The 24,164-nt window shown below is 64.1% G+C and carries 26 protein-coding genes and 1 pseudogene; 17 read left to right on the forward strand and 10 right to left on the reverse strand.

Annotated features, from left to right (window positions below):
- Window positions 1-182: 182 nt before the first annotated feature.
- The 4 genes from JOF57_RS11610 (at window position 183) to JOF57_RS11625 (ending at window position 2,698) form a co-directional block, all read left to right on the forward strand.
- Window positions 183-362 (forward strand): DUF6131 family protein, encoded by a 180-nt coding sequence (locus tag JOF57_RS11610; RefSeq protein ID WP_209916564.1) that lies wholly within the window; start codon window positions 183-185, stop codon window positions 360-362.
- Between the two features lie 151 nt (window positions 363-513).
- Window positions 514-798: a hypothetical protein gene (locus JOF57_RS11615; protein WP_209916566.1), complete on the forward strand. Its 285-nt coding sequence runs from the start codon at window positions 514-516 to the stop codon at window positions 796-798.
- A gap of 116 nt (window positions 799-914) precedes the next feature.
- Window positions 915-2,036: a carboxylate-amine ligase gene (locus tag JOF57_RS11620; RefSeq protein WP_209916568.1), complete on the forward strand. Its 1,122-nt coding sequence runs from the start codon at window positions 915-917 to the stop codon at window positions 2,034-2,036.
- A gap of 104 nt (window positions 2,037-2,140) precedes the next feature.
- A complete protein-coding gene (locus JOF57_RS11625) occupies window positions 2,141-2,698 on the forward strand; it encodes a DUF5994 family protein (protein ID WP_234938106.1) in 558 nt (185 codons plus the stop codon).
- A gap of 5 nt (window positions 2,699-2,703) precedes the next feature.
- Here JOF57_RS11625 and JOF57_RS11630 read toward each other — a convergent pair whose 3' ends face one another.
- The 3 genes and pseudogenes from JOF57_RS11630 to JOF57_RS11635 all read right to left on the reverse strand — a co-directional run.
- On the reverse strand, window positions 2,704-2,907 hold the full coding sequence (locus JOF57_RS11630; protein WP_209916570.1) for a hypothetical protein: 204 nt from the start codon (window positions 2,905-2,907) through the stop codon (window positions 2,704-2,706).
- 42 nt (window positions 2,908-2,949) lie between these two features.
- A complete protein-coding gene (locus tag JOF57_RS30925; protein WP_234938107.1) occupies window positions 2,950-3,501 on the reverse strand; it encodes a DUF5994 family protein in 552 nt (183 codons plus the stop codon).
- Between the two features lie 281 nt (window positions 3,502-3,782).
- Window positions 3,783-4,634, reverse strand: a pseudogene (locus JOF57_RS11635) (phytanoyl-CoA dioxygenase family protein); the annotation flags it as partial.
- A gap of 47 nt (window positions 4,635-4,681) precedes the next feature.
- On the opposite strand from JOF57_RS11635, the gene JOF57_RS11640 reads away from it, so the two are divergent.
- Window positions 4,682-5,257, forward strand: a complete 576-nt coding sequence (locus tag JOF57_RS11640) for a TetR/AcrR family transcriptional regulator (protein ID WP_209916572.1) — start codon at window positions 4,682-4,684, stop codon at window positions 5,255-5,257.
- Window positions 5,258-5,265: 8 nt separating this feature from the next.
- Here the strand turns inward: JOF57_RS11640 and JOF57_RS11645 are convergent, their stop codons facing one another.
- Window positions 5,266-5,652: a hypothetical protein gene (locus tag JOF57_RS11645; protein WP_209916573.1), complete on the reverse strand. Its 387-nt coding sequence runs from the start codon at window positions 5,650-5,652 to the stop codon at window positions 5,266-5,268.
- A gap of 74 nt (window positions 5,653-5,726) precedes the next feature.
- Between JOF57_RS11645 and JOF57_RS11650 the strand changes: the two genes are divergently transcribed.
- Entirely contained in the window at window positions 5,727-6,809 is a 1,083-nt protein-coding gene (locus JOF57_RS11650) for an SDR family oxidoreductase (RefSeq protein ID WP_209916574.1), read from the forward strand.
- Here JOF57_RS11650 and JOF57_RS30930 read toward each other — a convergent pair.
- On the reverse strand, window positions 6,806-7,486 hold the full coding sequence (locus JOF57_RS30930; protein ID WP_209916575.1) for a TetR family transcriptional regulator: 681 nt from the start codon (window positions 7,484-7,486) through the stop codon (window positions 6,806-6,808). The genes JOF57_RS11650 and JOF57_RS30930 overlap by 4 nt on opposite strands.
- A gap of 104 nt (window positions 7,487-7,590) precedes the next feature.
- Between JOF57_RS30930 and JOF57_RS11660 the strand changes: the two genes are divergently transcribed.
- Together JOF57_RS11660 and JOF57_RS11665 are read left to right on the forward strand one after the other, a co-directional pair.
- Window positions 7,591-8,616, forward strand: a complete 1,026-nt coding sequence (locus tag JOF57_RS11660) for an NADP-dependent oxidoreductase (RefSeq protein WP_209916576.1) — start codon at window positions 7,591-7,593, stop codon at window positions 8,614-8,616.
- Between the two features lie 4 nt (window positions 8,617-8,620).
- The gene (locus JOF57_RS11665) at window positions 8,621-9,739 is read left to right on the forward strand and encodes an Rv3169 family protein (RefSeq protein WP_209916577.1); all 1,119 of its coding nucleotides are present in this window, start codon (window positions 8,621-8,623) and stop codon (window positions 9,737-9,739) included.
- A 15-nt stretch (window positions 9,740-9,754) separates the two neighbouring features.
- Here JOF57_RS11665 and JOF57_RS11670 read toward each other — a convergent pair whose 3' ends face one another.
- On the reverse strand, window positions 9,755-10,348 hold the full coding sequence (locus tag JOF57_RS11670) for a hypothetical protein (protein ID WP_209916578.1): 594 nt from the start codon (window positions 10,346-10,348) through the stop codon (window positions 9,755-9,757).
- Window positions 10,349-10,524: 176 nt separating this feature from the next.
- Between JOF57_RS11670 and JOF57_RS11675 the strand changes: the two genes are divergently transcribed.
- Window positions 10,525-10,974 carry a hypothetical protein gene (locus tag JOF57_RS11675; protein ID WP_234938108.1) on the forward strand — a complete coding sequence of 150 codons (450 nt, stop codon included), beginning with the start codon at window positions 10,525-10,527 and terminating at the stop codon, window positions 10,972-10,974.
- A gap of 25 nt (window positions 10,975-10,999) precedes the next feature.
- Here the strand turns inward: JOF57_RS11675 and JOF57_RS11680 are convergent, their stop codons facing one another.
- The 3 genes from JOF57_RS11680 to JOF57_RS11690 form a co-directional block, all read right to left on the reverse strand.
- Window positions 11,000-12,535, reverse strand: a complete 1,536-nt coding sequence (locus JOF57_RS11680; protein WP_209916579.1) for a multicopper oxidase family protein — start codon at window positions 12,533-12,535, stop codon at window positions 11,000-11,002.
- A gap of 360 nt (window positions 12,536-12,895) precedes the next feature.
- Window positions 12,896-13,213 carry a hypothetical protein gene (locus tag JOF57_RS11685; RefSeq protein ID WP_209916580.1) on the reverse strand — a complete coding sequence of 106 codons (318 nt, stop codon included), beginning with the start codon at window positions 13,211-13,213 and terminating at the stop codon, window positions 12,896-12,898.
- Window positions 13,214-13,403: 190 nt separating this feature from the next.
- Window positions 13,404-14,705: a TrpB-like pyridoxal phosphate-dependent enzyme gene (locus tag JOF57_RS11690; protein WP_209916581.1), complete on the reverse strand. Its 1,302-nt coding sequence runs from the start codon at window positions 14,703-14,705 to the stop codon at window positions 13,404-13,406.
- A 102-nt stretch (window positions 14,706-14,807) separates the two neighbouring features.
- On the opposite strand from JOF57_RS11690, the gene JOF57_RS11695 reads away from it, so the two are divergent.
- The 3 genes from JOF57_RS11695 (at window position 14,808) to JOF57_RS11705 (ending at window position 16,840) form a co-directional block, all read left to right on the forward strand.
- Window positions 14,808-15,653 carry an alpha/beta fold hydrolase gene (locus JOF57_RS11695; protein ID WP_209916583.1) on the forward strand — a complete coding sequence of 282 codons (846 nt, stop codon included), beginning with the start codon at window positions 14,808-14,810 and terminating at the stop codon, window positions 15,651-15,653.
- Between the two features lie 172 nt (window positions 15,654-15,825).
- Complete coding sequence (locus JOF57_RS11700) at window positions 15,826-16,347, forward strand: nuclear transport factor 2-like protein (protein ID WP_209916585.1); 522 nt, start codon at window positions 15,826-15,828, stop codon at window positions 16,345-16,347.
- Window positions 16,348-16,537: 190 nt separating this feature from the next.
- Window positions 16,538-16,840, forward strand: coding sequence for a hypothetical protein (locus JOF57_RS11705; protein ID WP_209916587.1), 303 nt, complete (start codon window positions 16,538-16,540; stop codon window positions 16,838-16,840).
- Window positions 16,841-16,903: 63 nt separating this feature from the next.
- Here JOF57_RS11705 and JOF57_RS11710 read toward each other — a convergent pair whose 3' ends face one another.
- Window positions 16,904-17,770, reverse strand: coding sequence for an ESX-1 system-associated protein (locus JOF57_RS11710; RefSeq protein ID WP_209916588.1), 867 nt, complete (start codon window positions 17,768-17,770; stop codon window positions 16,904-16,906).
- 428 nt (window positions 17,771-18,198) lie between these two features.
- Here JOF57_RS11710 and JOF57_RS11715 point away from each other — a divergent pair, with 428 nt between their 5' ends.
- From JOF57_RS11715 to JOF57_RS11735, 5 genes are all read left to right on the forward strand, one after another.
- Window positions 18,199-19,221: a hypothetical protein gene (locus tag JOF57_RS11715; RefSeq protein WP_209916590.1), complete on the forward strand. Its 1,023-nt coding sequence runs from the start codon at window positions 18,199-18,201 to the stop codon at window positions 19,219-19,221.
- A 43-nt stretch (window positions 19,222-19,264) separates the two neighbouring features.
- Window positions 19,265-20,122 (forward strand): alpha/beta fold hydrolase, encoded by an 858-nt coding sequence (locus tag JOF57_RS11720; RefSeq protein WP_209916592.1) that lies wholly within the window; start codon window positions 19,265-19,267, stop codon window positions 20,120-20,122.
- A gap of 15 nt (window positions 20,123-20,137) precedes the next feature.
- A complete protein-coding gene (locus JOF57_RS11725; protein WP_209916594.1) occupies window positions 20,138-21,199 on the forward strand; it encodes an isocitrate/isopropylmalate dehydrogenase family protein in 1,062 nt (353 codons plus the stop codon).
- Window positions 21,200-21,275: 76 nt separating this feature from the next.
- On the forward strand, window positions 21,276-22,742 hold the full coding sequence (locus JOF57_RS11730) for an MFS transporter (protein ID WP_209916596.1): 1,467 nt from the start codon (window positions 21,276-21,278) through the stop codon (window positions 22,740-22,742).
- 284 nt (window positions 22,743-23,026) lie between these two features.
- Window positions 23,027-24,160: an ABC transporter ATP-binding protein gene (locus JOF57_RS11735; RefSeq protein WP_209923275.1), complete on the forward strand. Its 1,134-nt coding sequence runs from the start codon at window positions 23,027-23,029 to the stop codon at window positions 24,158-24,160.
- The last annotated feature ends 4 nt before the right edge of the window (window positions 24,161-24,164 follow it).

A 24,164-nucleotide genomic window follows, 5' to 3' on the forward strand; every position in this document is an offset into this window, starting at 1 on the left:
CGCTTAGCGATCGGAGTAACAGAGGATCTCCCGCGTGCGCGGGCCATGAACACCGAGAACCAAGGAGTCCGCATGAGCGCCGGTGAAAGATCGCCCATTAGGTAGAGGCACCAGGGACGCCTTCGAACACTGACCCGGGCAAACCCGCCCACAAACATCTACACCGAAACTAGGTAAACGCCATGATCGTCCTCGGAATCGTCATGATCGTTCTGGGGCTACTCCTCCCCAGTCTCGTCCCCACATTCGCCTTCGCCCATGTCGTACTTGTCATCGGGGTCATCCTGCTGGTCGTCGGCCTGCTCATGATGCTGATGGGGCGGACGGGTCACGCCGTCGGCGGTCGACGCCACTACTACTGACCGACCCACGGTCATAGCCGACGACACGGTGCCGACGGCTGCAATCAGCTCCGTGCCTGTCCCCGCTGAGCCGCAGATGGTACGACAACGCCCTGGGGCGCAACCGATTTCACAGTCGACCTCGCGTTCCCACAAGTCCGAAGGAGCCGAGATGGCTACCAGCAGTAACGTTTTCATCGTCTTCGTGGTGTTCGCGGTGGCAATGCTCATCGCGGTCTTCGCGTGGGTGGCGGGCAACAAACGCAGTCAGAAGCCGACATCTGTGCGGCCCCAGCCTGGGGTCTGCCGCAGCCGGGCGACGTCCACCGCAACGCGGCGCCGACCTCCCCTGAGCAGTTCAACGACCCAGTGGGACCACGCGGACACGATGGATACAGACCCACAGCCACCCCAGACGTGCACCCCTCCTGACGGCAAGGACCGCCAGAACAATTGACTAGCCGGCGGAAGGCCACATGCCCACGGACGCATACGGCCCGGCGTGGGTTTCATCGTGGCGAGCGACGGCTACCCAGCTGGTCGTCAGCAGCATTTTCACTGACTGGAGGATAGATGCCCCGGACGGTCGGCATTGAGGAAGAGTTCCACCTTGTCGACCTCACGACCAGGCGGTTGGCAGCGCGCGCACCAGAGCTGCTGCAACTGCTGTCTGACAGTTATGTGGCCGAATTGCAGGGCTGCGTCGTGGAGACGAACGGCGGCGTGGTCAGTACGCTTACGGAACTGCGGGCTGATCTGACAGCGAGACGCCGAGTCCTCGTCGATACGGCGTCTACTCTCGGGTTGGGCGTGGTTGCCGCAGGCGCTGTTCCTTTGTCGGTGCCCAGTGAGATGCGCGTGACCCAGACTTCCCGCTATCAGCAGATGCTTGCCGACTATCAGCTGTTGGCGCGCGAGCAACTGATCTGCGGTACCCAGATTCACGTGGGAATCGACGACCGCGACGAGTCGGTCCTGGTGGCCGGCCGAGTCGCGGCATATGTTCCGACTCTGCTCGCATTGAGTGCGAGTTCACCATTCTGGTCCGACGGATCTGACACCGGCTATAGCAGTGTCCGCACACTGGTTTGGCAACGATGGCCCACCACCGGTTTGGCTCCCCCGGCCACGTCAGCCGCGGAGTACGACACGTTGATCTCCAATCTGGTTGCGACCGGGGTGATTAGCGACGCAGGGATGTCATACTTTGACGTTCGCCCGGCCCTGCGAACGCCCACGTTGGAGCTGCGCGTGTGCGACAGCTGCCCGCGGGCCGACACCATCGTCCTGATCGCGGCCCTGTTCCGCGCGCTCGTAGAACGCGAAGTCGAGGGCCTACGCGCCGGGGTGCCTGCCGCCATAGTGGTCCCTCCGCTCGGCCGCGCCGCGTTGTGGCGGGCTGCCCGATCTGGATTGGAAGCCGATCTAGTGGACTTGATAGATCCGGCGAGTCGCCCCGCGGGCGATGTGGTCACCGACTTGGTCCAGATGCTCCGCCCACAGCTGCAGGCGTCCGGAGATTGGCAGGCCGTTGAGGAATTGGCGCAGCAGGCGCTGGCAGACGGTAGTTCTGCGGCCCGGCAGCGTCGCGCCATGCGCGTGCGCAACAGCCTGCTCGACGTCGTGGACCACCTCGTCGCCGAGACCGCAGGCGTCGGGTCCGATGCGCACTGTAGTCAAGCTGGATCGGCGTAGGATCACAACTATCGGCGGTACTTCGTACACGCAACCATTTCGAGTGTGTCATCGCTGATTTGAAGGATAGGACCGCTTCACGCAGTCCGGGCAGGAGCGTCATCATGACGCCACAGCAGACACGCAAAAATGATCAGAACTCCACCGTGCCGGCGCGTACGCCACGCCTGCGGTTGAAACCCAAGGCACCCCAAAGCGGCTATGTTGACGGGGCTTGGTGGCCGCACAGCGACGACCTCAGTGCCGAGCTACCAGACCTGTTGGCCGTGCTCTCGGTACGTCTGGGCCGCATCGAACGGGTGATGTATCACCTGAAGGCATGGGCCAACGCACCACGAAAGCTCATCACCGGAGGGCGCGCGGTGCGCTTGGATGGCTATCGGCGTCAACCGATCAACACCATTGAAGTTCTCGGGCTCGACGGTGACCGGCTCACCCTACTGGTGATTCCGCCGCATGCCGACGCCGACGACGCTCACCGCACCATGATGACCGCAGCGCAACCCCACAACGCCGCGACCGTCGACGGATTGCTCATGATCAGCCAGCGAGAACGTGACAGCCGCACGCAGGCATCCAATGCTCAAGAGCGCTGGGAGTCAGAAGGCGGAATGACGCGGCGAGTGAATCTCGAACGTGACTCGATGCTCACTCGGCACTAGCCGCGCTATGTGCGGTGATGAAATAGCCCGTGAGGCTTGCGCTTCTCGTCTCCGGCCACCTCAGCCCAGCTGTCCGCCGGATAGGTCGCGGGCTGCATCGTTCCGGCTCGGACAACCTCCAGTGACCCGTCGGCGTGTTTGACGTAGCGATCGCCGAAGCGGGCAAACTCATCAGTGATGCCGTCGTTGCGCGTTACTTGTACAGTCATGGTCAAATCCGATCCCTGACGACATCGCCAGCGTTGTGGTCTTCAGAATGCGGTCACCGGATGCGTATTCGGGGACGCGCTGTATGGTTTGGGTATTTCTGATTCCCAGCGCTGCTGGGCAGCGCTGGCTCGGTCCAAGCTGATCCGGACGCGCGGGTCGATTCCGAGAAGGCGATCCACCCGGGTCTCGTCGCAGGGATGTGCGGCCCTCATCATCGTCGTGTGCGCGTCGGAGGCTTCCGCATGCACAGCCAAGACCAGCAAATCGAGTCGACGGAATCCAGGTCCTAGCAGGCTGATGGTTGAGATCGGTTGGCGCTCATACCCGTCCAGCTTGACTGGACCGCTGCCAACGTAGAGTTTTCGCGGCGCGGGCCGCCAGTCAGACAATCGGTAGAGCACCCGTTCAACTTGCCCCAGCCTGACCGGCAGCCCTACTAGAAGGTCGGGAAGTTCAGCACAGAGATCATCACCGCGAGGCCACCATGCCCCATCGACGAACCCACTGCGTGGCGCCGTCGGTTTCAACCGCAACCTCGAAATACGCGACAAGCCTTGCGGCCGTTGCCCATTCTCAACCACTTGTAGCGTCATGTGGACGCCCCCATCTATGGCCGATCGAATCGGCTTTATTGAATTGATGCTCTCAAACCCGAATGGGCAATCTGCAATGACGGAGCACCAACACGTTTAACGGTACTCGCAGTCACATGAAAAAGCGAGAGTCGAGACTGCATTGGGCCAGGCTCACAAACATCTGTCGAGCCGGCGATGAAAGGCGACGGGAGTGTCAATCCTCAACTGAACAAGCATTATTGACGGCGATCATCACGAATCGTGTTGCATGGAGGGCAATTTTGCACAGCAATGCGCCAGACTGGCTGCGCACCCGGTTCGAGCAGACGCTTGGGGTGCATGCCGTCGACCTGGCCGATGAACGGCGGATGGATGCTGTAGCCGAGCATGCGTCGGATGTCCTCGGAGACCGCGCGCACGGTGTCGCGGGTCATCGACAACGTGAACGCTTCCTGCGGCCGCAGCCACGGTTCGCAGTACTGCGCCGTCAGCGCCAGGCGAGCGTTCGAGGATCGGTTGGCGCCTCCCCCGTGCCACAGCGTCCCGGGAAAGAACACGCACGACCCAGCGCTCATCACCACCGGTTCACGTTCGTCAGGCTCGGGCAATCGATCGCCCCACTCATGGCTGCCCGCGACGATGTCGGTGGCGCCGTTGTCGGCGGTGAAGTCATCGATCGCCCAGATTGTGGCTGCGCCCAAGGCTTTTCGTGGCCTGGGCAACGGGTAGAAGCCGTCGTCAGTGTGCAGCATCTGCGCCTGCTCCCCCGGCAGGATCTTGATCACCTGCAACATCGACAACAGGTAGTTCGGCATGAACAACCGATCCAGCAGCGCCAGCACGCGCGGATGGTCGGCGATCCGGTCGCAGCTGCGGGTCTTGTTCAGCACGCTGTACACCCGCTGGGTGGCGTGTCCTTCAAACCCGTTGCGGCCCGGCAGATCCAACAGTGGACCCACAGATTCCCGAATCTCGTCGAGCTCGGCCGCAGTGAGCAGATCAGGCAGGATCACGTATCCGTCGCGCAGCACCGCCGCCAGGTCTGCGTCTGCTACCGCAGGGTCCACCTGCTCGCCACTACTGCGGGTCCGCCGGTAGGTACCGGCCAGGTCGCCGGCCAACTCCGTCAACGAGGTCACTTCAGTGCTCATGGGTCACCCTCACCGAAACATAACTGACTTCTGTTATGGTTCGGACTATGGCACGCGCGCCGGTCGGACGTCAACAACTTCTCGACGCGGCCCGCGAGGAACTCGTCGCCGGAAACGGTGCCTTCGAACTCAGCGGGCTGACCCGCCGCGCCGGGTTGAGCACCGGCGCGCTCTACCACCACTTCGGATCAAAGAGTGGTCTGCTGACGGCGATCTATGAGGGCTTCTACGACGGGCTGCGACACGCGATCGCCGATGCTCACCTGCCCAACGGCGACTGGGCTACTCGGGAACGCGACCGCACCCACCGTTTCGTCGCCTATCACCTCGCCGACCCGCTGGCGCCGATCCTGCTCAACCGCACGGCCAGCGACCCGCAGCTCACCGAGCTCGAGGCTGCCTACGTTCATGACCTCATGGACAACGCCGCCGTCAACATCCGCCACGGCCAGCAACTGGGTGAACTCCCAACGGACCTGGACCCCGACAGCGCGGGCGCTTACGTCATCGGCGGCCTGCGCCACGGCATCGCACAACAGCTCCGGGTCACCCCGACGCCGAGTTCCGATCAAGCCACACAAACGCTGTGGCGCTTCACCGCTGCCGTCCTCGGCATCACCTAGACCGAGAGTCAGCTTCGGTCGTCTTGACCGCGGCCGGCGATCCGGCTCAGGGTGGAGATGCCCGGGAGGTTCGTCAAGGTCCGGAAGACGTCGTTGCCCGTGTTGATCAGCGATTCGAGCTGTGGCAGGAGACGGTCCAGGGTGCGGAACATCGGGTCGGCCATGGCCATGTACCGTTCGGTCCGGTCGATCGTCATGTTGAGGCGTTCGGTCGCGACCGCAAGATTCTCGAGGAGATCGGGTAATTGGGCGGCAAGTTGAGCTGACGCCGGCGGAATGCGCATGGCGCCGCTCGCCACCGCCTGTGCAGCACCGACCGCGGACTGGGCCGTCTCGACCGCCGCCTGAGCGGCCGACCTAAGGTCGCTGGGTTTAGGTACCTTCTGGCTACTCATACCGTTAACTGTCCCCCCACATGGGTCACGTCATCACCAATATGCTCGAGCTGACCCGCACGAGAGGAACTCGCATGAGCACATCCCCGACACCGATCGACCCGGACGCACCGGTGCTGGTGACGGGCGCCAGCGGCTACATCGGCAGCTGGATCGTCCGGTCCCTCCTCGAAGCCGGTCACACCGTGCACGGCACGGTTCGCAACCCGCAGAAGGCCTCCGGGTTGGAGCATCTGCACACGCTGTCGGCCGACCATCCCGGCCGGTTGACACTGTTCAAGGCGGACCTGCTCGAGCCCGGCAGCTTCGACGAGGCCATGGCCGGGTGCGAGCTTGTCATGCACACTGCCTCGCCATTCCTGCTTTCGGGCTTCAAGGATGCGCAGGAGGCGCTGATCCGCCCGGCGCTGGAGGGCACCCGCAACGTGCTGGATGCCGTCAACCGCACCGAGAGTGTCAAACGCGTGGTGCTGACCAGCAGCGTGGTGGCGATCTACGGCGACGCCCGCGAGTCACGGGATATCCCCGGCGGCGTCTTCACCGATGAGCATTGGAACACCACCAGCAGTGCTGACCACCAGCCGTACCCCTACTCCAAGACGGTGGCCGAACAGGAGGCCTGGCGGTATCAAAAAGCCCAAGAGCGCTGGGACATGGTCACCATCCACCCGGGCCTGGTGCTCGGTCCTTCCCTGACCAGTGCCAGCGACTCGGCGAGCTTGAGCACCATGAAGCAGTTCACCGACGGCAGCCTGCTGGCCGGAGCGCCCGCGTTGACCCTTGGCGTGGTGGACGTTCGTGACGTCGCCGATGCGCACCTACGGGCCGGGTTCACCCCCGAGGCCCACGGCCGCTACATCGTCAACGCCGAATCGCTGACCCTCCTGGACATGGGCAAGATGCTGCGCCGCCGATTCGGCCCGTTCTACCCGTTCCCGAGGATGACCGCGCCGAAGGCGGTCGTGAAAGTCATCGCTCCGGTGGCCGGGTTGACCCGAAAGTTCGTCGACCGCAACATCGGTTACCCGTTGGTGTTCGACAACAGCCGCAGCCGCAACGAACTCGGACTGGCCTACCGGCCGACCGCACAGACCGTCACCGAGCACTTCCAGCAGATGCTCGACGACGGGCTGGTCCGCAGGATGCCGGGCAGCTAGCCCGAGGGTTCGGGTCGCAATCCGTATTGCACCGCAATACCGTTGAGCAACAGGGTCATTCGCTGTTGGAAACTGTCGTCGCCAAATGGGTCGTAGCCGGACTGCGCTATCGCACGCAGCGTCGGGTAATCGGTGGCGGGATGTTTGGCGAGCAGGGTGAAGATCCGGGCTAGCCATGGCTGTCCACTTTCGGCGTGGAGGTGCTCACGGTGCGCCTCGGTGACACTGCCGATTGCCATCGCGCTCACCGCAGCCCAGACGGCCATCGCGTCGTCGGGCGCGAGACCGTGCTCAGCCAGCGCCTCGACCGCAGCGCCGTTGCACTCCATCTCCATTTCGTCGCGCACCCCGCCCGAGACGAACTTCTCCACCAGCGCCGGCTGCGATGCCAGTACGGTCCGGATGTATGACGCGTAGCTACGCATCCACGTCGCCCAGTGCTCGCCCGCGTACCGGGGTGGCGGCGACATGACCAACGCGCTCTCGGCGGCCAGTCGCAATAATTCGTCCTGGTTCTTCACGTGGTGATAGAGACCGGGCACGCTGATGCCGAGATGCTCGGCGACCAAGCGCATGGTGACGTTCTCGCTCCCGATCGCCACCACAGCCGCGGCGATAGCGTGCTTGTCGATGCGGGGCGGCCGACCGCGCCGCGGCGCTACGTCGTTGGAGGTCACGGATTCCTCCTACCAGGCGGGACATTCTCGGTCTGAGGGTTGACGCTATTCGATATTAGTTCTGATAATCAATATGGAAAATAGGCTGACTACAGGAGACGTGAATGACTGACGCCGCACATCGCCAGAACCGCCAGATCCTGTTGCGCCGCCGCCCGGATGGGCTGGTCTCCCCCGATGACACGGAGATGGTGACCACATCCGCACCGGTTCCCGCCGACGGTGAGGCACTGCTGCGGACGACGTATGTGGGTATCGATGCTGCCGCGCGCACCTGGCTGGACGGCGAACCCGGCTACCTTCCGGCCCTCGAATTGGGCGAGGTCGTCCGGGTGGCCGGTATCGGCGAAGTTGTCGAATCACGGTGTGATGCCTACAAAGTCGGCGACATGGTCACCACCCTGACCGGATTGCAGGACTACGCGATCATCCGCGACGACCTGTTCAGCACGCCGGTGGTCGGTTACACCGATCCGCTCGCGGTGATGTCGATCTACGGACCGACGGGCGCCACCGCCTACTTCGGCATGAAGGGCGTCGGCAAACCGCAACCCGGTGAGACCGTCGTCGTATCGGCGGCCGCCGGTGCCACCGGATCGGTCGCCGGTCAGATCGCCAAGATCGCCGGTGCCCGGGTGGTCGGTATCGCCGGTGGCCCGGACAAGTGCCGTGTCGTGGTCGAGGATTTCGGCTTCGACGCGTGTGTCGACTACAAAGCCGGCGACTTGACCGCTGCACTCAAAGAAGTGTGCCCGGGCGGCATCAACGTCTATTTTGACAACGTCGGCGGCGACATTCTCAATGCGGTGCTGGCCAACCTCGCCCACAAGGCGCGCGTGGTGATGTGCGGCATCATTTCCAGCTATCTCCACGGCGATCACCCCGGCCCGTCCAACTACGTCAACCTGCTCGCCACCGCCTCGACGATGCAGGGCTTCATCGCACTCGAAGAGTGGGCGCACTTCGATGAGGCCTTCGCCGCCCTGAGCGAATGGGAGCAACAAGGTCTGCTCGTCCATCGCGAAACCGTCTACGAGGGACTCGAATCCAGCATCGACGCGCTCAACGGACTGTTCAACGGTGCCAACATCGGCAAGATGCTGGTGAAGATCAACGAGTCGGGCAGCTGACGCCGTGCTGACGCCGTTCGACGACTACCCGATTCACGGCTCGGCTGACCCGGTCGCCACGCCGTTCAGCGCCGATCCCAACCACTATGACCGCTACTGGTTCAACGGTCATCAGCGTGACGGCGAGTTCTACTTCGGTACGGCGATGGGCCACTACCCGGTGCGTGGGATCATCGACGCCGCCTTCAGCGTCGTCAAGGACGGAGTGGAGCATTCGGTGTTCGCTTCGGGGGCCATGCCTCTGGACCGATCGGCCAACATCGGCCCGTTCCGCATCGAGGTCGTCGAACCGCTGCGCACCATCCGCTACATCGTCGATTCCAACGAGCACGGCATCTCCTGCGATCTGACCTTCCGCGCCACCACCGTCGCCATCGAGGAACCTCGCCAACAGCGGCGTACTGCCGAAGGCATCGTGCTGACCGATCACACCCGGCTCACCCAGTGGGGATCCTGGGAGGGAACCATCTGTGTCGACGGTGAAGATCTGAAGGTCGAGGCCGGTGCGGTACCCGGAACACGCGACCGATCCTGGGGAATCCGGCCCATCGGTGAGCAGGTGCCTGTGCTCCGGCAACCGATGCCGTTTCAGGTGTTCTGGCTTTGGGCACCTCTGCATTTCGGCGATCGATTCACGCACTACGCCTTCCATGAGCACGAGGATGGCCGCCGGTGGCTGGAGACGGCCCAGATTCTCGACCCGATACCGGCGGGCGCCTCGCCGTGCAGTCGGGTGGGTGTGCGCGAATGTTACGACCTCGGTTATGAACTCGAGTGGGAGCCGGGGCGACGGGAGATCCGGCGCGCCCACCTGTGGTTCACCGATCCTATCGAAGGCGAGACCCATATCGAGGTGGAGAAGCTGTTCACCTTCCGGATGCGCGGTCTCGGCTACTGGCATCCGCGATGGGGGCACGGCACCAATCACGGACAATTCGAGATCGGCCGGGAGTCAATGAATCTCGACGACTTCGACCCGACCGACTTCGCCTCGATCCACCTGCAAAACGTCGTCAAGGCCACCATGGGTGAGCGCACCGGGATCGGTGTCGTGGAGCAGATCGCGATCGGACCACATGCACCATCGGGGCTCACCGGATTTATCGACGGCTACCAACCCTGAGGTCGCTGGTCCCGGCTACCCGAGTCGCGGATCGGTCGCCTCGTCGACCAGTTCGTTGGTCGCAGGGTCGAGGCGCTGTAGGCGTGCGACATGCTCAGCGTCTGTCGTCACTTTCATGATCAGTTCGGTCGGGTTCAGTCCGCGCGATATCATTGTCGCTGTTGCGGTCTCGATCGCTTCCTGTTCGCTGATGTCACGCCCGCCGGGATAGACCTTGGTTGTATGGGTGAACGCCGTCGTTCCGTTCGGGCGGTGAAACGAAACCCTCCGGACCCGGACGGCCTCCTGCGGAGGGCCGCTGAAGGTGCCGGTCGTGTCGAACTCATTGACGACGGACACCGATGCGCCGTTGTCTGTGATGAGCTCGAAATGCAACTCGGTGACGCCGGACGCGACAAGGGACGGTCCGTTGAGGGTGATCGTCGATCCATCGACCACGGCGGTACGAAAGAACCCGAAGCTGCGAAAGATCGGCTTGGGCGGAAGGTTCACGTTGAACTCCATGTGCAACGCCAGGGTTGATTGAGCGACGACGGAGCGCGGAGCGTGCGAGTAATGGACAGTGGCCGAGTGTCCCCAGGTTTTCACGGTATCCGTCAAGACGATCATCACAGCAAGCCCTTCTGCAACCTGATGCCCATCAGCGTATGGAGCGGTGGCGCAGGTGCCGTGAGTACTGCACTACCTGTTTCTATCCGGGATGACGTCGGATGGCCGTTGCATCATCGAGTATTGAATGAGATCGCAGCCGCGATTGTTTTAGACCGGACCGTGAAGGTGTGGAGATGCGCAACCAACCGTCGTCGAACAAGCCGCGAGTCCGACTCTGGGTACTGGCCTGTGCGTTCGTTCTGGGCGTCGTCGCGGTGGTCGCCGTGAAAACACACGCCTTCGGCTTCACGAATCCAGCTGAACGCACAGCGGCCCGTACGGCTCAGGAGCGCTGCGAAACCGATGTCCGCAGCAAGCTGGTATCCCCGGCGACCGCGCAGCTCTCCGACGTGAAGTCGGAGCTGAGCGACCTCGACCCTGATAGTCGGGACTTGTTCCCGTTGACCACCGACCAGGCTCTCAAGGGTATCGAGCATTCGCGGATCACCGTATGGAACGTCTCGGGAATCGTTGACGCACAGACCGAAACCGCCAGCACGATTCAGGATCCCTTCACCTGCCGGGCATATTTCGTCGACGGCAACTTCGCCGACACGCTCGTGGTGTTCGAACGCGAGCACTGACCTCAGCGACAGGGCAGGCCTAGGTTCAGCCGGCGTAGTCAAGACGGGTCATCATCCCGGCATCCTGGTGATATGTGTTGTGACAGTGAAGCATCCATGCACCTGGATTGTCAGCGTCGAATACCACGCGCACCCGGTGCATCGGCAACACGATCAGCGTGTCCTTGCGGGCACCGGGTCGCCCGTCGTCACCCATGACCTGAAAGGTATGGCCGTGCAGGTGCATCGGGTGCCACATCATCGATGAGTTCCGGAATGTCATTGCGACGCGTTGCCCTTCGTGCACTGTCAACGGCTGTGCATCGGCGAACGTGCGGCCATTGATCGTCCACTCGTAGTTCGCCATCGAGCCGCCGAGCTCGATGGGCAGTTCCGCGTCTGCGGGTGCGGAGTCCAAGGTGACTTCCGGAGTTGCGGTGAACGCACCCACCGTGCCGAGTCGCCCCTGCAACTCCGGAGGCGCATAGTCGGGCGGCGGGGTCGAGCCCTCAGCGGTGACCAGCAGGGCCCGCGTCGACGCATTCTTGCCCTCGGCCGCTGCGACGAGCGGGAAGACCCCGTCCTGTGCGGTGACCACCACGTCATAGCGTTCGCCCATCCCGAGCAGCACCGCATCCACCTCGGTGGGGACGACGGGGAAACCGTCGGTGTGGGTGACGGTCATCCGGTGCTCCGCCAAGGAGACCCGGAACGCGGTATCGGAACCGGCGTTGATCAACCGGATCCGCACCCGTTGGCCGGGGCGGACCCGGAAGCTGTTGGGGTTCTGAGCGTTACGACCGTTGGCGACGTACATCGGATAATCGATGTCGCCGGCGTCGCCCCCGAGTGCCGAACTTCCCCGACCACCCGTCGGACCCACAGCGTCGTGGCCGCTCATGCCAGGCATGCCACCCATGCCTGGCATGTTGTGTCCTGCGCCCGACGGCTTGCGTAACCGGTCGTAGATCTGGGCCGGGCTCTCACCGACGCCATCCGTCCAATCGTCGAGCATCACCACCCATTCCGCGTCATATCGGCCGGCGTCATCGGGGTCGTCGATGATCACCGGGAAGTACATGCCGGTGTCCGCATCCAGACCGGTGTGTGGGTGGGCCCAATAGGTCCCGGGATGAGGTGCTGAGAATCGGTACGTGAAATCACGACCGTCGGGGATGTCAGGGGTGGCGGGCGCTGCCCCGTCCATGTCATTGCGAAGGGCCAGGCCGTGCCAATGCGCCGAGGTCGCACGGCCGAGCCTGTTGCGTACCGTGACCTCCAGCTCATCGCCGACCGACGCCCGCAACAGGGGCCCCGGCACGATGTCGTTGTAGGCGATCGTCTCGGCGATCCTGCCACCGAGATCGACTTGTGTGCGCTGTGCGGTCAAAGTGGTCGACACGGTACGGCCACTGTGCGGGCGGCGGGCTTCGGCCGCGGCGATGGCATCCGGGGAAGTCGCGCTGGTAGAGATGGCGCCGGTTTCCCGCTGGCACGCCGCGATCCCCGTCGCGCCCAAGACGGCCGTGGCCACGAGGAATCCACGGCGGCTGAGACGCGGCAGGCTGGCGGTGTTGGGCATGGTGGGCTCTCCAGGGGTCTTACGTGACAGGTCGAGGTGCACGGTGCTTCGCCTCCACCTGACCACCGGAGAACAGTGAATCGGTATGGATTGTGTGAAGGTTTGTTGAAGAACTCCGCCTCCGCGATGGCACACCAGGTCGGCACCGTGGTCACCATGGACTCGTCAACGTACGGCGTCCCTCATGAACGCCCAGTGGTTCTTCGACCACTTCGGCAGTGGCCAGATCGGATCACGGTGTCGGCGTCGAGTGCCGGCACCGTGAATTGTGACCACTTTGCCTTTCTGCGGCAGTGAATTATTGCTGCGAATGATCCGAATTGAAATCCAGATAATTGATTGTCAACGGTATGCAGGCGCTCAGCGATTACACATGAGGTCTACGTATGCGGTGGTGTAGCGCACGAGGTTGTTCACGTTGCCCGCAGGACCCCGCTGCACCCACGAATGCTTGACGTCAGTGCCCTGCCGAATCGCCGTCACGGTGCATTGATCCAAATGTGAATTGCCGAATTTGTTGAGTATCACGCGAAATCCCTGCGCTTCGAGGTCGCTGATGGTCGCCTGGGCGGACTTCTGACCGCTGGGTGCAGCACTTGCCGGCGCAGATGCGGCAAACCCGAGTCCCATTGCAACCGAGGCAACGGCGACGGTCTTCACGAGCAGATTATTCGTCATCCAATTCCCTTTCCGGCCTGTCGATATACCAACCTCGTTTTCCTGAGGTATCTACATCGAGAGTACTTGCGAATGTGAATCCAGGGAAAAACTCATATGCGACGCATAATTAGCCGCATAGGAGTTTCTTGGCAAATTCAGATCGAATTCACATATGAGGGCCGGCGTCGTGGAACCCGGTGCGTCAGCGTCAGAAATTCCCGTCCAAGAACTCGGCGTACGCCGGCAGGTCGAGTTGGCCGTGACCCGACAGGCCGATCACGACCACCTGTTCGGCCGGGTCGTCGGCGACGTGCCGGGCTGCGGCCGCGATCGCGTGGGTGGATTCGGGTGCTGGGACGATGCCCTGGGTCCGCGCGAACAGAACTCCCGCCGAGAACGCGTCGTGTTGCCCGATGGCGAGGCCCTCGACCAGGCCCAGCTCGACGGTGTGGCTGAGTGCGGGCGCCATCCCGTGGTAGCGCAGTCCACCGGCATGGATTGGGTCAGGCACGAAATCCATGCCGAGCGTGTGCATCTTGAGCAGCGGAGTCAGGCCGGCCACATCACCGTGGTCGTAGCGGTACTCCCCCTGCGTGATCGACGGGCACGCGACCGGTTCGGCGGCCACGACCTTGGGATTCGATCGTCCATGGATCTTCTCACGCAGGAACGGGAATGCCAGCCCGGCAAGGTTGGATCCGCCACCGGCACAGCCGAACACGATGTCGGCACCATTCGGCTCGACGGCGACGAGCTGCGCCACCGCCTCCTGGCCGATCACGCTCTGATGCAACACCACATGGTTCAGCACGCTGCCCAGCGCGTAGCGAATGTCGGGATCGCCGGCCGCGACTTCAACCGCCTCACTCACCGCCATCCCGAGACTGCCGGGAGTATCCGGGGTCGCGGCCAGGATCGCGCGCCCCGACGCGGTGAGATTCGACGGGCTTGAGTGCACGGTGCCGCCGTACGTCCGGATCAGATGACCGCGGTACGGCTTCGACTCGTAGGACGCCCGGACCTGCCAGACCTCGATCTCGAGGCCGAACTGGGCCCCGGCGAAAGCCAGTGCGCTGCCCCACTGCCCGGCACCGGTCTCGGTGGTCAGCTTCCGAACCCCGTCGATGCTGTTGTAATAGGCCTGTGCCACAGCGGAATTGGTCTTGTGGCTGCCAACTGGGCTGACACCTTCGTATTTGACGTAAATGTGAGCACCGGTATTGAGCGCCTGCTCGAACCGCCGGGCCCGGATCAACGGGGAGGGTCGCCACATCGAGTAGATCTCCCGCACTGCATCCGGGATCGCGATGTAGGGCTCCGTGGACACTTCCTGCGCAATCAACCCGCTCGGGAACAGCGCCGCGAGGTCGTCCGGGCCGACCGGCTCCTTGGTACCCGGGTGCAGATGCGGCGGGATCGGCTGATCGAGTTCGGCCGGCAGGTTGTACCAGTGCGTCGGCACCTCGACCGTGACCAGATCGGGATGGGCAGCGTCGGCGTGCAGCGTCATGCGGACACTGTAGTCAGATGCCGACCGGCGATCTCGCAGGTCGTGTTCCATCGGATGGGACTGCCGACCGACGGGCCGACCGCCGCCCGTAGCTTTGTCGGCATGACCGAGCTGGAACTGAAGCAGATCGAGACATCCGCCGGAGTACTGCGGTATTACGACACTGGCGAGGGGCCGGCGGTGCTGTTCCTGCACGGCTCGGGCCCGGGGGTTACCGGCTGGCGCAACTTCCAGGGAATCCTGCCCACCTTCGCCGAGCACTTCCGTTGTCTCATCCTGGAATTTCCGGGCTTCGGGGTCACCGATGACATCGGCGGCCACCCCATGGTTGCGGCACAGGGTGTGGTCGGACCGTTCGTGGATGCCCTCGGTATCGACCGGGTCCACATCGTCGGCAACTCGATGGGCGGTGGTGTCGGGATCAACTTCGCGATCCGCCAACCGGACCGCATCGGCAAGCTCGTCACCATCGGTGGAATCGGAACCAACCTGTTCAGCCCGGGCCCCAGCGAGGGCATCCGGCTACTGCAGGAATTCACCGAAGACCCGACCCGCCAACGCCTGATCGACTGGCTGAATTCGATGGTCTACGACCCAGCGCTGGTGACTGACGAGTTGATCGAACAGCGCTGGGAGCTGGCGACCGATCCCAAGACGCTTGCCGCTGCCAAGCGGATGTACGGCAAGGCGGCCTTCGCGGGAATGATGGCCGCCATGCGGTCCTCTGACGCCCCGATGCCGTGGGCGCAGATGCACAAGGTGGCGGCCCCGACGTTGCTGACCTGGGGTCGAGATGATCGGGTCAGCCCCCTCGACATGGCGCTGATTCCCATGCGGACGATCCCGAACGCCGAATTGCATGTGTTCCCCAACTGTGGGCACTGGGCGATGATCGAGGCGAAAGAGGCCTTCGAGCAGACCGTGCTGGGATTCTTGACCCGCGGCTAGTCGATGTAGTCGGCAATCCCATTCTCCCAGCGCCCACACCAAATTCCTGGGGCGTCTCGTTCGCCTGAAATCCATCGTTGAATCTACGATACAGAGCTGTATATTTGTTGTGTGCGCCACGCCACATGGGCCACTGGCTGCCCTACCGCTCCCCCGATGGAAAAGGACCGCAATGGATCTGGTCGATCGAATCGCCAAACACCGCCGGATGGCCGAGAGCTACCGGGACAAATATGTCCTACGGAAGGTCCAGGAAGGCGAGTCCTATGACGAGTGGGAGTTCACCGACGACGCGGTCTACACCTCCCCCTATTTCGTGGCTGGGCAGGAACTCGTCCTCAAAGACGTAGCGACTTCGTTCGACGTCGCGGCCACCGTCGAGGCCAAGGCCTACTCGGTGGCCTTCCCGGACTGGAAACCCGTCGACCACAAGTTCTGGCCGGCAGAAAACGGCCTGGTCATGCGCTACCGCTGGGAAGGCACGACCACCGACGGCGAGACGATGGGCTTCTACTCGATCAGCTTCATCGATACGAATGAGGATGGCCAGATCACCCACTGGTCGACCTACGTCAATGACGAGGAATACGGGCCTTTCCTGGAGAAGGCGATCGGCGCTCGCGGGCCGTTCCACGGCGACGAGTACATGGAGGCACTCGCCCGACACTTTGAAAAACACAACCTGACCTGGTGAGCCCGGGCTGCGGCCCCGAAGGTGAGAATCTGCTGCCAGTGATCAATCAGATTGACACTGTGCGGATTTCAATCCGTTACCGACCGCACAGCCTGTCCCCACAAGCATCACAGGGCAAACACATCGGCTCGAAATAGCGTTGCTCTCCGTGCGGCACCGTCGTCGCACCGGTCAGAAACGGAGTAAAGCAATGCGTTTCAAGAAATCCGTTGGCATTTCAGCGATGGCGGCAGGCATCGGCGTAGCCGGGCTGTTGGGCCTCGGCATAGGTACGGCGAGTGCCGATCCGGGCTGCGACCGCCCGGGTGCACCGTCGTGTGGGCATCATGACGACCGCGGGGCTCGGCCCGATGACTGGCGCGGCCGCAATATCGACGCGGCGCGTCGCGATCATCAACCCTTCGAGTGGAATGGCCAGCAGGTGCGACCGATGCCTTCCGGCGATGGCCGCGGCTGGGGCTTCTGGTTCCTTGATCGCTGGATTCCGATGTAGCCGAACCGATTCTGTTGGGGCACTCATCCCCTAGTGCCCCAACAGAATTCGGAATTGGTGCGGTCAACGCGGCGTGGAGCACGCCGCCTTTACCGCACCGTCCATCGCGATGGCTGCAGTCCAGTTCGCATGATCTGCGGGCTCGAACTTCGGCAGCTTGGTGGCATAGTTGTCCACGTACCGGGACTGTGCGCGCAGGAGACCGGTCAGCAGCGGATCCGTGGCCTTGTCTGCCAACCGGCGCAGTTCGTCAGCCTCCTGACGCATGATCGGGATGACCGACATCGTCACCGCCCGTTGTTTGCGCGACCAACGCGCGGCTGCGACGCGATGATCGCCCTTGGCCCAAGTCTGCTGCTTGCCGTCGTACCCGGCGCTGGCCCGCTGCCACTGAGCGCAGACCGGATCCGGCTTCTGTGCGGCAAATGCCTGAGCAGATTTGCTACCCGGATCCCCCGTTGCCGTCGACGTAATCACTTCGGCAGGAACGGGTTTCGCGCTCGACGACGCCGTCCCGGCCGCGGGCTGATCGTCGTGGCGTCCCGTCGTCGTAACCGCAACCACGCCGCCGACGAGCAAGGCGGCCGCGGTGGTCACGCCTACTGTCTTCCACACCCGTGCGCCGGTCAACTTGACACCCAGCGGCCGGCGACCGGTACCACCAGCGCCGAGCGCCACGTTGAACGCCGCGTCCGGGCGGGCCCGCAACTCGGCTACGGCCACTTCGACCGCTGCGGTCGGCGTCCCGAGATCGGTGAGCGCCTTGACGAATCGCGCTACCGACACCAGATCGCGGCCGTACAGATTCTCCTGCGGCGGAACGGCAGGCAGGAACCGCTCAACCAGATCCTCGCGCAGCTCCGATGCCCGCGCGACTTCGGCTGCGGTCAGCCAGTGCCCTGGAACATCTTCCCCCACAAACCCGGTCATCAGGTCGTCCTTCCCATGTGCACAGATGATTGGTACAACATCCCGCGCATACGCTGCAACCGGGAAAGCGCCTGACGTCGCCACGTTGCCATCACAAGTTGGACACCGAGAGGTTACGGCCTCTTTTGCCGGTCGTGCGGTGGGATCTCCTGGCAAACAACCACTCTCGACTGCCGCGGTGTGGTCGCGACGAAAAAGTACACCGCCCGATGCGAGTACGAGGCGGCTGAGGTAGTCGCCCGCGGCAGCATCGGCCCGACCATCCCGCAAAGGTCTCCGCGTCGACAATCGCGTGGTGTTCGACGGCGTCGGATTTGAGGTAGCGCACTACGCGTGCCCATTCCCACCAACCCGGCGCATGCTGCGAATTGCTCGACCTGTCAGTTCAGATACCGGACGGTGATGACGATGACGTATGGGATGCGGACATGACCGCGCTGACCTCTCAGCACACCCCGGCAGTCGACCGGCCGACGCTCACGCTCGCCGGCGCCGAGGCATCTTCGCCGGGCGTGACGCGCACCGGCGCCTCGTTTCGAGGCGCGTTGCACCGCCGGCCGTTGTCGGTGTGGCGCGAGGTTGCTCGGGGTCGGCTCGCCGATCTCCATGTCGATCTCGACGGTCTCCCGGTCGATTGCCGGGATGATCCGCGCTACCTCGATGCGCGACGCAGGCTCACGGAGGCGACCGAGATGGTCGATGAGCGGTGCAGCCTCCGCGGCGTGCTCAACGGGGCCGCGGTGGAAGCCGCCTGGCTTCGGATTCACGCCGTGGACGTCACGGTCATCCGGCTCGCGACACCCGGGGTGGTACGGGCCCGGCTGCCCGAAATCGTCTCCACCGGAAAGGAATTGCTCGGTGACAGCCATGAGTCGGTCGTGGCGCTCCGCGAAATTCTGGGGCACCCGAAGTGGACGGAATACGACCGTGAAACCCTGGCGCGCAGCGTCAAGGCTGTACATGCCGCCTCCGACAGCGAGAGTATGCGGCTGCGCAGCTTCCGCAACATCCTGCTCGGTGCCACCGCCATGTTGGCGCTGTTGGCGATCTGTTTCGGCGTCGTCGGCGCTTGTCGTCCCGACACGTTCGGTCTCACCGCCGCCGGAGCCTCGATGTCCCGCGCGGACATCGCGATCGCCGAGCTCCTGGGCCTGGTGAGCGCCAGCCTTGTGGGCGCGGTGGCCATCCGCCGGATGAAGGGAACCTCCACGGCCTACGCGGTGCCGATGGCCTCGCTGTTGCTGAAACTGCCCACCGGCGCATTGACCGCTGTCGCAGGACTGCTGATGGTCAAGGCCGGGATCGCCGGGGACGGGGTCAGCGTCACCACCAACGCCCACGTAGTCGGCTACTCGTTGTTGTTCGGAGCGTCGCAGCAGGGCCTCACCGGGATGGTGGACCGCCAGGCTCAAAGCCTGCTCAACAACATCTCATCCAAGGACAATGCGTGATTGAACGGCCTGATCGGCGGGCCCGGTTGGCATGATGCTGAATATGGATGAATACCGCCGCGGGGAACTCGCGTTCGACGTCATCGACAGCGGACCTGCTGACGGGCCGGTGGTGGTGCTGCTGCACGGCTTTCCCCAGCAGAACAGCAGTTGGGAGCAGATCATCCCGCTGCTCACCGCCAACGGCTTCCGATGTCTGGCCCCCAACCAGCGCGGGTACTCGCCCGGCGCCCGGCCAACTCGGCGCCGCGACTACCGCACGACGGAATTGGTGAAGGACGTCCTCGCGCTGATCGACGCCAGCGGTGCCGACCGGGTGCATCTGGTCGGTCACGACTGGGGCGCAGCGGTGGCGTGGGGTGTGGCCGGCAGCGCGCCCGAGAGGTTGGCCTCGCTGTCAGCCCTGTCGGTGCCCCATCCGATGGCCTTCATGCGGTCCATGCTGACCAGCCGACAGGGGCTGGCGTCCTGGTACATGTACGTCAACCAACTGCCCTGGGTGGCTGAGCGCTTCATGCTCGGGCGCGACGGCAAGGGTAAGGCCATGGCCAAGGTCCTGATCCGTAGCGGCTTGCCGCCGGAAGCGGCGGCAAGGGATGCTCGGCACATGGCCGAACCCGGGGCGCTCACGGCCGCGCTGAACTGGTACCGAGCGATGCCGATGGACTTCTCCGGTCTGGGCGCGGGCTTGAAGACCAAGAAGATCACTGTGCCCACGCTCTATGTCTGGAGCGACCGCGACATCGCTCTGACCGCCAAACCTGCGCGCGAAACCGCCAACTACGTGAGTGGCCCCTACCGCTTCGAAACGCTCGCCGGAGCGTCGCATTGGCTCCCGGAGGAGAAGCCGGCCGAGGTCGCGGAGATGTTGTTGCAGTGGTTCGCAGCCCATCCCGGATAGGTGGAAGGTGACACTGTGCTGACCCTGGGAGTGCTTCTCGGCGACGGGATCGGACCGGAGATCGTGGACTCGGCCACTCGGGTCGTCGAACGGGCCCTGGCAGGTGTGTCGGTCGAGGTGCGCTGGCGCGAACTGCCCTTCGGACTCGAGGCGATCGGCGAGTTCGGAACTCCGCTGCCAGAACCGACTCTGGCCGAACTGGACGGGCTGCCCGGATGGATCCTCGGTCCGCACGACAACGCGCGATACCCGGATCGATTCCGGGGCACGCTGTCGCCCGGCGGGGCAATCCGCAAGCGCTTCAACTTGTTCGCCAACATCCGGCCCGCGCGGGCCCTGAGTACCGCCGTCCCGGCGGTATGCCCCGATCTCGACGTGGTCATCGTCCGGGAGAACACCGAAGGGTTTTACGCTGACCGCAACATGTACGACGGCGCAGGCGAATTCATGCCGACGCCGGATGTCGCGTTGGCGGTCGCCGTCTTCACCCGTCCGGCCTGTGAACGGATCGCCCATCAGGCATTCCAGTTGGCCACCGCCCGCCGCAAGTCGGTCACCATTGCTCACAAGACCAATGTCCTGGCCAAAACCACCGGCTTGTTCCGCGATGCGTGCCTGGAAGTCGCCGGGCACTACCCCGATGTCGAAGTCCGTGGCGAGCACATCGACGCACTCGCGGCTCGGCTGGTGAGTCATCCCCGCGATTTCGATGTGATCGTGGCGGAGAACATGTTCGGTGACATCCTGTCCGATCTGGCCGGCCAGTTGAGCGGCTCGCTCGGGATAGCGCCGTCGATCAACGCCTCGCACACCCACGCGATGGCGCAGGCAGCACACGGCTCGGCGCCCGACATCGCCGGACGTGACATCGCCAACCCGGTGGCGATGATCCTGTCCAGCGCGATGTTGTTGCGTTGGCTCGCCGGCCGCGATGGCGGCACACGCGCACTCGGCGCGGCCGCCGACCGCATCGAGGACGCCATCGGACGCGTCCTGGATGCGGGTGTCGGGACGCCTGACGTCGGCGGCAGCGCGTCGACGTCGTCCTTCACCGAGCACGTGCTCGCCGCACTGTAGTGCCCGGTGTGCAGGCAGGTGCCGGACCAAGGACATAATCGACAAACACCAAGATGAGCTAAGGATCGGAGCGGAAGTGGCCAGGACCGAAGCTGACCGGTCCGTCTCCCCCGCTCTCCCCGCACCGCGCCCCGCGGGAGTCCTCATCGCCGGCCTGAGCCTGGTGGCCCTCACCGTCGCTGTCCTGCAGACCGCGGTGGTTCCGATCCTCGGCATCATCGCCAAGCAACTGAACACCTCGTCGGTGGCGGTCAGCTGGGCCGTCACCGCCAACCTGCTGGCCGCAGCGGCCACGACCCCACTCATCGGGCGCCTCGCCGATCTCTACAGCAAGAAGCGTGTCCTGCTGGGTGTACTGGTGGTCGTGCTGGCGGGTTCCGTGCTGGCCGCGGTCACCGCGTCGGTACCGCTGCTGATCGCGGCACGCATTCTGCAGGGCGCCTCCTATGCGCTCTATCCGATCAGCATTGCGATCCTGCGCGAGGAGCTCCCCGAGGATCGATTGGTCAGCGCGATGTCGGTGCTGTCCGGAACCCTGGGATTCGGCGGCGGCGTCGGCCTCGTCGTCACCGGCGTACTGATGTCGGGCGACGCCGGGTACCACCGGGTGTTCTGGCTGACCACCGCCTTCACCGCCATCGTCATCGTGGTGGCGATCGTGATCGTGCCCAACCGCAGGCCCGAGGCGGGAGGGGCGATCGACTGGCTCGGTGCCGCCGGCCTGGCGATCGGGCTGTCGTCGTTGCTGCTGGCGATCACCCAGGGCAACTCGTGGGGATGGAGTCATCCGGGTACGGTCGGCTTCCTGCTCACCGGGGTGGGCGTGCTGACCGGCTGGTGGTGGTGGGAGCGACGGGCGGCCGATCCCCTGGTGTCGACCACGATGCTGGCCCGCAGACCCATTCTGCTCACCAATTTGGCCACGATCCTGGTCGGAATGGGCCTGTACTTCGCCTTTCTCGGTCTCACCCAGTTCGTGCAGATGTCGCGTGAGATCGCCGGCTACGGATTCGGCGCCACCGTGTTGAAGGCGAGCGTCTACTTCCTCCTTCCTGGAGCTCTCACCGGTTTCCTCGTGGCGTTGGTCAGTGGCCGCTACATCGACCGGTATGGCGCGCGCCGGGTGCTGGTGGTGGCCGCCGTGGCCGGCATTGCCGGATTCGTCATGCTGGCCGTCGCGCACGACCGTCCGTGGCAGGTCGTCCTGGCCGGTGTACTGACCAACGCCTACATCAGCCTCGGATACGGCGCATTGCCCGCGCTCGTGGTCAGTGAGGTGGACGCCAGTGAGACGGGCATCGCCACGAGCATGAACGCCATTGCACGAACCATCGGCAGTTCGGTGGCGGCAGCGGTGGTGGCGGTGCTGCTCGGGCATCGGCTGGTGCCCTCGGAAATCAGCTTCGTGACGATCTTCGTCGCGGGTGCGGTCACCGCGGCACTGGCGATGGCCCTGATCGCGGTATCCCGGGCGCCGGACCGCCACGGTGACTCCGTGCAGACCCTGTCCGAATCCCGTGCGATGAACCACGAGTGGGGCTGATTCGCTCAGTCGCCGGTTTCCTGTCGTGACACCCGCTGAGCTGCGAGACTTGAGATCAGCCCGTCGCTGTAGCCATCACGCAATGGGATTGCGCCGTCGAAGCCCGTCTAGACGAAGGATTCCATTGTCGAAATGTTAAATCGTTGCGGAATCACTTGCGAAGGTCGCAGTTATCCGCGATCGTTTACCGACAGCTAGCGCGGCTGTACTGGAGGAGGATTCCGCTGACCGGCCCAGACATCACCACCGTCGACACGTCGACGCGACCCGACGGCTCGCCACGCATCGGCGCGCCTGTCATCGAGATCGACCACGTCACGAAACGGTTCGGCGACTACACCGCAGTGTCCGAGGCAGACTTCTCCATCGCGTCGGGTGAGTTCTTCTCGATGCTCGGGCCCTCGGGGTGCGGGAAGACCACCACGCTGCGCATGATCGCCGGATTCGAAAGCCCGACCGAGGGCGCCATCCGACTCGAAGGTGTCGACGTCTCCCGCGTGCCACCGCACAAGCGCAACGTCAACACGGTCTTCCAGCACTATGCGCTGTTTCCGCACATGACGGTGTGGGACAACGTTGCCTACGGGCCGCGCAGCATGAAGAAGGACAAAACCGAGATCAAACGCAGCGTCGACGAGCTGCTGGACATAGTTCGGCTCACCGACTTCGCCAAGCGCAAGCCCAGCCAGCTCTCGGGCGGTCAGCAACAACGGGTGGCGCTGGCCCGTGCCCTGGTCAACTACCCGAGCGCACTCCTGCTCGATGAGCCGCTCGGCGCCCTGGATCTCAAGCTGCGGCATGCGATGCAATTCGAACTCAAGCGGATCCAGCGCGAGGTCGGCATCACGTTCATCTACGTCACTCACGATCAGGAAGAGGCGCTCACGATGAGCGACCGGATCGCGGTGATGAACAACGGAAACGTCGAGCAGATCGGCAGCCCCACCGAGATATACGACCGCCCGGCGACGGTGTTCGTCGCCAGCTTCATCGGGCAGGCCAACCTGTGGCCCGGCCGCCAGACCGGGCGGGCCAACCGCGACTTCGTCGAGGTGGAAGTGCTCGGCTCCACGCTCAAGGCCAAGCCCGGCGACACCACCATCGAACCCGGCGGTCACGCGACACTGATGGTCCGCCCGGAGCGGGTCCGCGTCTCGATGGAGGTTCCCGCCGGGGAGGTGGCCACCGTGCCCGCCACCGTCAAGGACCTGACCTTCCAGGGTCCGGTGCTGCGGCTGTCTCTTGCCGCACCTGATGATTCGACGATCATCGCCCACGTCGGGCCCGAGCAGGAGCTCCCCCTGCTCCGTCCTGGCGATCAGGTCCACGCGAGTTGGGCACCGAACGCATCACGGGTGCTCCCGGCCGCGGACATTCCCACCACCGAAGATCTCGAAGAGATGCTCGACGACACGTAGGTGT

It is taken from the genome of Mycolicibacterium lutetiense (assembly GCF_017876775.1).
GTDB lineage: Bacteria > Actinomycetota > Actinomycetes > Mycobacteriales > Mycobacteriaceae > Mycobacterium > Mycobacterium lutetiense.